Below are 8,713 nucleotides of genomic sequence, written 5' to 3' on the forward strand. Positions count from 1 at the left end.
CCCTCAGCGGCTGGCGTTGCCCCATAACGTACGCGGGCACCGGGGGCCTGTGTGCCCCGGATGACACCAACCTCCGCTTCTGCGGAGGAAATCAGTCCGCAGAAGTCGACAAAACGACAGGGTTACCGCTGTTACCGCTGGTTCTGGTCGGCGGTGTCCTTCGCCTCACCGAGCTGCGAGACCCAGTCGGTGACGGTGGTGATGCCGTCGCCGATCGCGTCCCAGTAGCTCTTGCCCTCGGCGATCCAGCTCTGGAGCGGTGTGAGCTCCCAGATCAGCCAGCCGCCGACGAAGAACAGCACGACCATGACCAGGCAGCCCTTGAGGCAGCCGAGGCCGGGGATGCGGACCGGGTTGGCGCTGCGCCGCCGCGGCTCGCGCGGCGGCCGCGGCTGCTGGGGCGGCGCCTGCGGAGGCGCGTACGGCTGGGGCTGGTGGCGCTGAGGCTGCGGCGCGTACGGCTGCGGCTGGGGGCGCTGAGGGGGCCGCTGCTGACGCTGCGGCGGCTGGGGCGGCGGCGCCTGGCGCTGCGGACGGCGGCGCAGCGGGTCCTGGCTCGGGTCCAGGTACTGCACCTGCGTCTGCTCGTTGCGGTCGCGGGCCGCGCGCAGCTGCGACTGCCACGGGTGGGGATCCTCGGGCCGCGGCGCGTCGCCCGGCGGGACGGGAGGCATCACGGAGGTCGGGTCGGCGCCGCCGCCCGGCCGTCCGGTCTGCGGCATGACGCTCGTCGCGGCCGACGGGTCGTACGCCGGACCGCCGCCCGTGTTGGGCAGGACCTGCGTCGGGTCAGCGGCGCCGGGCGTCTCGGGGACGGGCGCCGGGGCGGGGTCGGGCGCGAGCAGCGCGGCGACGCCGAGGGCGGCGTCGACCTGGGCCGCGTTGGAGTGCACACCGATGCCGGCCGCGACCGTGCGCAGGCCGCGGGCGAGGTTCTCGGCGCTGGGCCGCTCGCCGGGCTCCTTGCGCAGGCAGCGCTCTATCACCGTCCACAGCGGCTCGGGGACGGTGGTGGGGCGGCGGGGCTCCTCGCTGAGGTGCCGGTGCAGCACCTCCAGCGCCGTGCCGCCCGCGAACGGGGGCCGGCCGGTGACCAGCTCGTACAGCAGGATGCCCGCGCCGTAGATGTCGACGGCGGAGGTCTGCGGGCGGCCCTCGGCGGACTCGGGCGCGACGTACGCCGGGGTGCCGACGAACTCGTGGGTGCGGGTCAGGCCCGGCGAGTCGGCGAGCCGGGCGATGCCGAAGTCCGTCAGCATCGGGTGCATCTGGCCGTCGGCGTCGGTCTTCAGCAGGACGTTCGCCGGCTTGAGGTCGCGGTGGACGATGCCGTCGGCGTGGCTGGCGGCGAGCGCGTCGGCGATCTGCGCCGTCATCAGGGAGGCGGCGACCGGCGACAGCGGGCCGTTGTCGCGCAGGTAGTGGTGGAGGTCCGGGCCGTCGACGAGGTCCATGACCAGGGCGAGCAGATCGCCCTCGACGACCAGGTCGCGGGTGCGCACGATGTTCGGATGGGTGAGCCGCAGGAGGACGGAGCGCTCCCGCAGGAAGCGCATCACGACGTCCGCGTCGTTCGCGAGCTCCTCCTTGAGGACCTTGATCGCGACGGTCTCGCCCGGCTGTCCCGCGACGGCGGCCTCGGCGCCCGCGGTCTCCCTCTGACGGGCTCGCCAGACGGTGCCCGTGGCGCCGCGCCCGAGCGGCTCCTCGAGCAGGTACTTGCTGCCTACCGGCCGCACGTCATGCGCTCCCTGCTGGTCGGTCCTCTGGAACCCGGGCTGCCGATGATGCTGTGATCCTGCGGGCCGCCGGGTGTCCGACCCACTGTAATGGTGCCGAACGGATCACCGGGGGTGCACGCCCGGTGCCTCTGTTCGAAGAACAGACGCGGGCATCGTACGGATGGTTGCCGTACGGGAGTGCAGTGAACGTCACGATCGAGGGGCGGGGGTGTTCCGCTGTCTGTTCCAACCAGGCACTTTTGCGCCCAGAGCCGACCAATCAAGATCACTTACGGGTGGGGCCCGGGCGTGTTGTCGGCAGCAGGTGCGAGGATGCCTCTCAGCACACGGCCGTGGGAGGGAGCCCATGGCTCGTGCCGACCTGCCGGGCGGGGGGCGATCAGGGCGGCTCCCCTGCCGGGTACCCCGCGCAGAAGGGATTGCTGACGGCGATGCAGATCCGGCTGACTGTGCTCGCGCCGCGCGGGGGGTCGTCCGCGACCGCGGGGCGCCCTTGCGACGTGCTGGTCACCGCGCCCGCGGGCACCGCGCTGGCCGCGGTGGCCTCCGGTCTCGCCGCCGCCGTCTCCGGCACGGACGCCTCCGGCACGGTCGTGCTCTACGCGGGACAGGAGCGTCTCGACCTCCAGCGGCGCACGCTCGGCGAGCCGCCGCTGGTGGACGGAGCCGTCCTCGCCCTCCAGTCCCCCGTCGACGACGACTCGCACGACGCGGAGGACGCGGCGGCGCAGCTCCATGTCGTGGCCGGGCCGGACGCGGGCGGGGTCCATCTGCTGCACGGTGGGCGGATAAGTGTCGGCCGCTCCGCCGACGCCGATGTGCCGCTGGATGATCCGGACGTCTCCCGGCTGCACTGCGCGGTGACCATCGCGGACGACGGCCGGGTCACGGTCGCGGACCTGGGATCGACGAACGGCACGACGGTCGACGGCGCGTCCGTCGACACCCGCCCCGTCCGCCTGCCGACGGGCGCGCTGCTGCGCCTGGGCGAGTCGACGCTGCGCCTGGCGGTCGCCCCGCCGCCGGAGCCCCTGCGGACGACCCCGGACGGCGAGGGCCACCTGCGGGTCGCGCGCCCTTCCAGCACGCCGGAAGGGCCGGACGCCCCGGCCGGCCCGGTTGCCGCGGCCACGGGTCACACCCGGTACCGACCGGCGAACGCGTCCGAGCAGACCGCCGCCGGGCACGCGGGCGGCGGGCCCGCGGACCAGGGTTCCGCCGGACACGGCGACACCTGGCGCGCACCGTCGGACGCCGAGGACACCGGCGGAGGCCGGGACGCGTGGCCCCGCCCGGGGAGCGCCGACGGCGCGGGGCACTCGGGGGCTCAGGACAGCGGCGTGCCTCGGCCCCGGTGGGCCCGGCCCGGCCACGCGTACGGGCAGGGCGGCGTCGAGGGCGCGGGGCGCACCGGCCTGCCCCCGGCCGGGCCGGCCGACACACACGGCCACGGCACAGCGTGGCACGAGCCGACGGGCACCGAAGGCGCGGGCCTCGCCCACGGCCCCGGCGGTCACCCGGGCAACCGGCCCGAGCCGGCCGACGCGTACGGGCGAGGCCGTGACGGTGCCGGGCAGTACGGCGACGGCGGCGACGGGCCGGACTTCGGGAGCCGCGAGCCGCGGCGCCACCGGGCCGGCCGGTCGGGGTCGTCGCAGACCTATCGGGCCGACGTCGCGAGCCCCCGCGTGCCCGCGCAGTACGCCCCCGTCGCCGGCGACACCCACGGCCGGGCCCTCGACCTGTCCGGCGGGGAGCCGGTCCGCAGCCGGGCTCCCGAGGAACCGGGCGCCCGGCGCCGCGGCATAGGCGCCTGGGCACGGCGGCTCGCCGGCGGCCGCGACGCGCGCGTGTCCGAGCCGCACGAGGCGGCCGGCCCCGACGTCACCCCGGGCCGGCCGGCCGTCGAGGCGTGGCCCGACCCCGCCGCCGTGCTGCTGACCGCGCTCGGCCCCGGCCCCCGGCTGTGGGAACGCGGTCCCGAGCACCCCGAGTCCCTCGTCATCCGGCTCGGCACGACCGACCGCGCCGAGCTGCCCTCCGTACCGGTGACCGTCGCGCTGCGCGAGGCGGGCTCGCTCGGGCTGGCCGGTCCGCGGGCGCGCCTGGCCGGACTCGCCCGCTCCGCCGTGGCGCAGCTCGCCGCGCTGCACTCCCCCTCCGATCTGGAGCTCGTGCTGATCAGCACGGACCGCTCCCGGAGCCCGGAGGAGCGACGCGGCGAATGGACATGGCTTGGCTGGCTGCCGCATCTGCGTCCCGCGCACGGCCAGGACTGCCGTCTCCTGCTCGCCTACGACCGCGACCAGGCGGCCGCCCGCACGGCCGAGCTGACCCGCAGGCTGGACGAGGGGCCGCTCGGCCAGGGCTGGCCGAGCGCCGACCGCCGGGCCGTGGCGGACGCGGCCGACCGCCACACCGGCCCGCGTACGGTCGTGATCGTCGACGGCGACCCCGGTTCCGCCGCGCTGCGCGAGACCACCGCGCGGCTCGCGGCCGCGGGCCCGGCCGCCGGGATCCATCTGATCTGTCTGGCCGAGACCCCGGCCGCCTCTCCTCTCTCCCCCGTGGCGGCGACGTACGAGGCCGCGTGCGCGGCGCAGCTCGCCTTCCGGGAGTGCGGCGCCGTCGCGATGCTCAGCGGTGACGTGGCGACCGCGCTGCGGCTGATGCGGGTGGCCGGTGGGCGGCCCGCGGGCCACGGCACGGTCGGCGCGGTGGACGCGGTGTCACCGGCGTGGGCGGAGCGTTTCGGGCGCGCGCTCGCGCCGCTGCGCGCCGAGGGTGCTCCGATGCACCCGGGCCGGGTCGCGGCGCTGCCGCGGTCGGCCCGGCTGCTGGACGAGCTGGGGCTCGCCCGGGCCACGCCCGCCTCGCTGATGGCGCGCTGGGCCTCGGCGGGCGACGGCACGGTGGTCCTCGGCTCGGGGCCGGGCGGCCCGCTCGCCGTGGACCTCGCCGAAGAGGGCCCGCACCTGCTGATCGAGGGCCCCGCGGGCAGCGGCCGCACCGAGCTGCTGCGCGCGGCCGCCGCTTCCCTGGCCGCCGCCGGCCGCCCCGACCGGCTCGGTCTGCTGCTGGTCGACGGCGCGGGCGGCGAGCGCGGTGAGGGCCTGGCCGCATGCACGGAGCTGCCGCACGTCACCGAGCACCTGGTGGCGAACGACCCGGTGCGGATGCGGGCGTTCGCGCAGGCTCTGGGCGCCGAGCTCAAGCGTCGCGCGGAGATCCTGGACGGCGTCGGCTTCGCCGAGTGGCAGGCGCGGCGCGAGGTCGCCGGCCGCATGGTCGGCCGGCGCGGCCCCAGCCCCGCCGAGCAGCGCGGCGATCTGGACTCGCCCCCGTCCGGGACCCTGCGGCTGCGCCCCGGCGGGCGTACGCAGAGCCAGGAGCCGGACCCGCTGCCGCGTCTCGTGGTGCTGGTCGACGACTTCGACGCGCTGGTGGCCCCGGCGCTCGGCAGCCCGGGCCGGCCGGCGGCCGGTTCGGTCGTACGGGCCCTGGAGGCGGTCGCCCGGGACGGCGAGCGGCTCGGAGTGCACCTCGTGGCGACGTCCTCGCGTCCGGAGCGCACCGCCGACACGCAGCTGGCGGAGGGGGCCCGGCTGCGCGTGGTGCTGCAGGCGCCGCCCGCCTCGCCGGGTCCGGACGATCCGGCTCCCGGCCGGGGCAGGCTGGGGCATCCGGACGGCCGGGTGACCCCGTTCCAGAGCGGCCGCGTCACGGGCCGCATACCGAGGACGGCGACCCTGCGTCCCACGGTCGTCCCGCTGGAGTGGGAGCGGATGGGCGACCCGCCGGCCCGCCGGCCCGTCCGCGAGCTGGGCAACGGACCGACGGATCTGGCGCTGCTGGCGAGCGCTCTGCAACGGGCCGCGCAGTCGGTCAACGCCGGTCCGATCCCGCCCCTCATCCCGGTGCATCCCTGACCGCTCGCGGGCGCGGCGGGCCGTGGGGCCATCCGCCTGACATCGCGTCACAAGGCCATCACGAAAGGCCGCTTGGCGCCGGAGGCGGTATTGCGACACCTGCAGCTCGGGCGTAGACCTGCTGTCACGGGACAGCAGCGCACAGGAGAGACGGGGCAGCAATGCGCACAACTCTTCGTACGAGCAGGGCCGCGGTGGCGTTCGCCGCCGTCGGCGCGCTCGCCCTCACCGCATGCGGCGGCGACGGCGACGCCGGCGGGCAGAAGGGCGACGAGACCACGAAGCCGACGACAACCGTCCAACTGCCCAAGCTGGACGGCGAGACCATCCAGGTCGCGGCCGTCTGGAGCGGACCGGAGCAGGAGAACTTCACCAAGGTCCTGGACGAGTTCGAGAAGCGCACGGGCGCCGAGGTCACGTTCGTTCCCGCCCAGGACCCGATCGTCAACTTCCTCGGTACGAAGATCGCGGGCGGCAGTCCGCCGGACGTGGCGATGCTGCCGCAGGTCGGCGCGATCCAGCAGGCCGTGGAGCGCAAGTGGGCCAAGCCCGTCGGCCCCGAGGCGAAGACCCAGCTCGCGAAGAACTACTCGAAGGGCTGGCAGGACCTCGGTGCGGTGGACGGCACCCAGTACGGCGTGTACTACAAGGCCGCCAACAAGTCCCTGATCTGGTACAACAACGCCGTCTTCGAGAACGCCGGCGCCAGTGCGCCGAAGACGTGGAAGGACTTCCTCTCGACGGCGGAGACCATTTCCGCCTCCGGTGTCACGCCGGTCTCGATCGCGGGCGCGGACGGCTGGACTCTGACCGACTGGTTCGAGAACGTCTATCTCTCCCAGGCCGGACCGGAGAAGTACGACCAGCTCGCCAAGCACGAGATCAAGTGGACCGACCCGTCCGTCAAGGACGCGCTCACCACGCTCGCGCAGCTGTGGGGCAAGCCGTCGCTGATCGCGGGCGGCGCGGACGGCGCGCTCCAGACCGAGTTCCCGGCCTCCGTCACGCAGACGTTCAGCGGCGGTGACCAGCCCAAGGCCGCGATGGTGTTCGAGGGCGACTTCGTCACCGTCAACATCGCGCAGACGGACGCCGAGATCGGCGGCGAGGCGAAGGTGTTCCCGTTCCCGGCGGTCGGCGCGGAGGCACCGGTGGTGACCGGCGGCGACGCGGCGGTGGCGCTGAAGGACAGCAAGGGCGCACAGGCGCTGCTGACGTTCCTCGCCTCGCCCGACGCGGCGGCGATCTCGGCCGCGGCGGGCGGCTTCATCTCGCCGAACAAGTCCCTGGACGTGGCCGTGTACCCGAACGACGTGCAGCGCGACATCGCCAAGGCGCTGATCGCCGCGGGCGACGACTTCCGCTTCGACATGTCGGACCAGATGCCGCAGTCGTTCGGCGGCACGCCCGGCAAGGGCGAGTGGAAGGCGCTCCAGGACTTCCTGAAGAACCCGAAGGACATCGCGGGCACCCAGCAGCGGCTGGAGGCCGACGCGGCCAAGGCGTACCAGGACTGAAGCCGTGGCGGCCGCGACAGCGGGGGGACCGGCCCGTCCGGCGCCCCCCGCCGGTACACGCAAGAGCGTGACAGGCACACGTAAAGTGGTGGCGGCGGGCTTCCTGCTGCCCGCGCTCGTGCTGCTGGGCGCGCTCGTGGTCTACCCGATCGGGTACTCGCTCTACCGGTCGTTCTTCGACCAGTCCGGCAGCGGTTTCGCCGGGTTGGGGAACTACCGGGAGATCTTCACCGACGACACCATCCTGACCGCCGTCAAGAACAACGCGATCTGGGTCGTCGTGGCGCCGACCGTGTCCACCGCGCTCGGCCTGATCTTCGCCGTGCTCACCGAGCGGATCCGCTGGGGCACCGCGTTCAAACTGATCGTCTTCATGCCGATGGCGATCTCGATGCTCGCCGCGGGCATCATCTTCCGGCTGGTGTACGAGCAGGACCCGGAGCGCGGGGTCGCCAACGCGGTCTGGGTGGGCGTGCACGACACGTTCAACGAGTCCGCGGGCTTCCCCAAGGCGCATCCGCTGCCCGTGCACCCGCTGAAGGCGGGCGGCGGCGGCTCCTTCGTCACGAAGGAGCCGGTCTCGGCCGGGACGCCCGTCCAGTTGCCGCTGGTCGGCGTGGCGCCCGCGAAGATGCCGTCGGACGCGGAGCCCGCGAAGGTGCCGGAGGCCGGCGGCGACGGGATCAACGGCACGGTGTGGCTGGACTTCACCCGGGGTGGCGGCGGAAAGCCGAACGTCGTCGACGCCAAGGAGCTCGGGCTCAAGGGCATCAGGGTGGAGGCGGTCAAGGACGGCAAGGTCGTCGCCGAGGCGCGGGCCGGTGCGGACGGGCGGTTCACCCTGCCCGCATCGGCGGACGGCGCGCTGCTGCGGCTGCCCGCGGAGAACTTCCGTGAGCCGTACAACGGCGTGAACTGGCTCGGCCCGAACCTCGTCACCCCGGCGATCATCGGCAGCTACGTGTGGATGTGGGCCGGCTTCGCGATGGTCCTGATCGCGGCGGGGCTGGCGAGCGTGCCGCGCGAACTGCTGGAGGCGGCCCGCGTGGACGGCGCGAACGAGTGGCAGGTCTTCCGCAGGGTGACCGTGCCGCTGCTGGCGCCCGTCCTCGCGGTGGTGCTGGTGACGCTGATGATCAACGTGCTGAAGATCTTCGACCTGGTGTTCATCATCGCGCCGGGCTCCTCGCAGGACGACGCGAACGTGCTCGCGCTCCAGCTGTACCGCTCGTCGTTCGGCACGGACGCGAACCTCGGTCTCGGCAGCGCGATCGCGGTCCTGCTGCTTCTGCTGGTGCTGCCGGTGATGTTCTTCAACATCAGGAGGATGCGGAAGGAGGCCGGGCGATGAGCGCGCGCCGCACCGCACCCGGCCCCTGCCGGGGGTCCGGGGGTCGCCCCCCGGGCAGACACAGCAACATCAGGCGGACGCGGAAGGAGGCCGGGCGATGAGCGCGCGCCGCACCGCACCCGGCCCCTGCCGGGGGTCCGGGGGTCGCCCCCCGGGCAGACACAGCAACATCAG

The 8,713-nt window shown here is 74.6% G+C and carries 4 protein-coding genes; 3 read left to right on the forward strand and 1 reads right to left on the reverse strand.

Annotated features, from left to right (window positions below; all coding sequences use genetic code 11):
* Window positions 1-131: 131 nt before the first annotated feature.
* A complete protein-coding gene (locus tag AB0K02_RS28085) occupies window positions 132-1,739 on the reverse strand; it encodes a serine/threonine-protein kinase (RefSeq protein WP_365995325.1) in 1,608 nt (535 codons plus the stop codon).
* 434 nt (window positions 1,740-2,173) lie between these two features.
* Between AB0K02_RS28085 and AB0K02_RS28090 the strand changes: the two genes are divergently transcribed.
* From AB0K02_RS28090 to AB0K02_RS28100, 3 genes are all read left to right on the forward strand, one after another.
* Entirely contained in the window at window positions 2,174-5,671 is a 3,498-nt protein-coding gene (locus AB0K02_RS28090; protein WP_365995326.1) for an FHA domain-containing protein, read from the forward strand.
* Between the two features lie 161 nt (window positions 5,672-5,832).
* Entirely contained in the window at window positions 5,833-7,188 is a 1,356-nt protein-coding gene (locus AB0K02_RS28095; protein ID WP_365995327.1) for an ABC transporter substrate-binding protein, read from the forward strand.
* A 4-nt stretch (window positions 7,189-7,192) separates the two neighbouring features.
* Window positions 7,193-8,539, forward strand: a complete 1,347-nt coding sequence (locus tag AB0K02_RS28100; RefSeq protein ID WP_365995328.1) for a sugar ABC transporter permease — start codon at window positions 7,193-7,195, stop codon at window positions 8,537-8,539.
* Window positions 8,540-8,713: the final 174 nt, after the last annotated feature.

Source organism: Streptomyces sp. NPDC049597 (assembly GCF_040675505.1).
GTDB lineage: Bacteria > Actinomycetota > Actinomycetes > Streptomycetales > Streptomycetaceae > Streptomyces.

Excerpts from the sequence above, each read along its gene's own strand:
- AB0K02_RS28090 (WP_365995326.1), top strand. The coding sequence starts at position 2,174 with ATGCAGATCCGGCTGACTGTGCTCGCGCCGCGCGGGGGGTCGTCCGCG.
- AB0K02_RS28095 (WP_365995327.1), top strand. The coding sequence starts at position 5,833 with ATGCGCACAACTCTTCGTACGAGCAGGGCCGCGGTGGCGTTCGCCGCC.